The organism is Agromyces humi, from assembly GCF_009720255.1.
GTDB lineage: Bacteria > Actinomycetota > Actinomycetes > Actinomycetales > Microbacteriaceae > Agromyces > Agromyces humi.
This window is the reverse complement of sequence record NZ_WJSP02000548.1, coordinates 1-1,919: the sequence shown is the minus strand read 5'-3', so window position 1 is coordinate 1,919 and position 1,919 is coordinate 1. Positions and strand designations below refer to the sequence as shown.

1 protein-coding gene and 2 pseudogenes are annotated in these 1,919 nt (G+C 72.9%); 1 reads left to right on the top strand and 2 read right to left on the bottom strand.

Translation table 11 applies throughout. The annotated features are described in order from the left end of the window. Window positions 1–199, top strand: a pseudogene (locus tag GH736_RS22085) (ABC transporter ATP-binding protein); the annotation flags it as partial. Here GH736_RS22085 and ddaH read toward each other — a convergent pair. Then, entirely contained in the window at window positions 171–1,427 is a 1,257-nt protein-coding gene (gene ddaH / locus GH736_RS25675) for a dimethylargininase (protein ID WP_159607102.1), read from the bottom strand. The pseudogene GH736_RS22085 and the gene ddaH overlap by 29 nt on opposite strands. Window positions 1,428–1,457: 30 nt before the next feature. Then, window positions 1,458–1,919, bottom strand: a pseudogene (locus GH736_RS22075) (Glu/Leu/Phe/Val dehydrogenase family protein); the annotation flags it as partial.

Genomic DNA, 1,919 nt, shown 5'->3' with positions numbered 1-1,919 from the left:
CGACGAGCCCACCGGCCAGCTCGACAGCGGCACGGCGGCGACCGTGATGGACCTCATCGGCGAGCTCGTGCACGCGCGCGGCGTGGCCGCCGTGGTGACGACCCACGACCCGGCGCTCGTGCGCCGCGCCGACCGCGTGCTCGAGCTGCACGACGGTCGGGTGCGTACGACTACCGCACCCGCACCGACAGGCATGTGACGCCGGCCTCGAGCTTCTCGAACTCGTCGATCTCGACGGTCACGACGCGGTAGCCGAGGCCCGCGAGCATCGCCGCGGTCTTCGGCGCCGACGACGACATGAGCAGGGACTCGGGCGACAACTCGACGACCGCGACGCCCTCGGGCTCGGGCACCGGGAGGAACCGCGGGAAGAGGCTCGGCACGTCGACGAGCGCCGGATCGCCGATGATCGTGCCGTCGGGCAGCGCGGTCATGGTGCTCTTCAGATGCAGCGCCTTGGTCACGGGCACCGCGACCACGGAGTAGCCATGGGGCGTGAGCAGCGAACGGAGCTGGCGGATGCCCTCGGGATTCGTGCGGCTCGACGCACCGACGTACACGGTGGAGTCCACCTTGAGCACGTCGCCGCCGTCGAGGGTGCCGGGCAGTTCGATGCGACGGACCGTGACGCCGGGGATGGCGCCGACGGTGCGCTCGACGGCCTCGATCTCGGCGCGGCGCGACTCGGCACCCGGGCTGGTGATCACGGCGAGGTCTCCGAACAGCACGACGGTGTCCTCGACGAACACCGAGTCGGCCAGTTCTGGGGCCGCATCGACCTCGAGCGTCTCCCAGCCCTCGGCGACGAGCGCGGCGCAGTAGTTGTCCCACTGGTCGTCGGCGCGGGCCTTGTCGACCGGATGCCGCTCACGGTGGGTCAGCTCGCCCTCGTCGAGGTTCGACGCGGGGATACGGACGAGCGCCATGCGGCGGGCGGGCCGCCGCGGCGCGTAGCCCATGATGCCGCGGAACACCTTCGGCGCGAGGAAGACCTCGCCCGCGATCACGGCCAGGACGAAGACGAGGTTGAGGCTCACGAGCGAGCCGACCACGAAGAGGAACAGCGGTCCGCTGAACGGGTTGCCCGCGGCGGTCGCCGTGAAGGTCGTCGCGATCAGCGCGGCCAGCGTGCCCGATGCGAATCCCGTGATGAGCGCGAGGAACCAGGCGCGGGTGGCGCCCACGGCGTTCGCGACGGCGAGCAGCAGCCACGCGATGAGCGCCGCGAGGGCGAAATGCCCGAACAGCTGGTCGAACACCTGCGGTGACTGCCCGTTGCCGATGAACAGCGCGAACAGCGCCACGAACATCGCCCCGACCGCCGCCACGCCCGACGAGGCCAGCACCGCCAGCACCCGCCGGCCCCGGGTCGGAGCCGGCCGGAACCGGGCAGGGGCGGGCGGAGGCGTGGCGGCGGGGGACGTCATGGCACGAGCCTATCGGCCGGTGCCGACCCGTCAGCGCGCGGCGTCGAGGCGTGCCCGGGCGAGCCGCTCGGCAGCCGCGAGGGTGGTCGTGCCGTGCTCGTCGGCGGAGCGCAGCACTGAGGCGACGGTGTCGCCGATGCCCGCGATGCGGGCGTCGAGGGCGGCCTGGTCTGCCCCGGGCTCGCTCGCGACATCCAGGTAGATGACGCCGCCGGCGTTCACCACGAAGTCGGGCGCCCAGACGATCTCGCGCTCCGTGAGGAGGCCGGCGACGTCACGGGAGGCGAGCTGGTTATTGGCGGCGCCGACCACCGCGCGCACCCGGAGCGACTCGACGACCTCGTGCGTGAGCACGCCGCCGAGCCCGCACGGCACGAACACGTCGGCCTCGACGAGGTGCGCCTCGTGGGGCTCGACCCAGGCGGCGCCGAGCTCGTCGGCGAGCGCGCGCTTGGACTCCGCGACATCCGTCACGGTGAGGCGGGCACCGGC

Excerpts from the sequence above, each read along its gene's own strand:
- ddaH (WP_159607102.1), bottom strand. The coding sequence starts at position 1,427 with ATGACGTCCCCCGCCGCCACGCCTCCGCCCGCCCCTGCCCGGTTCCGG.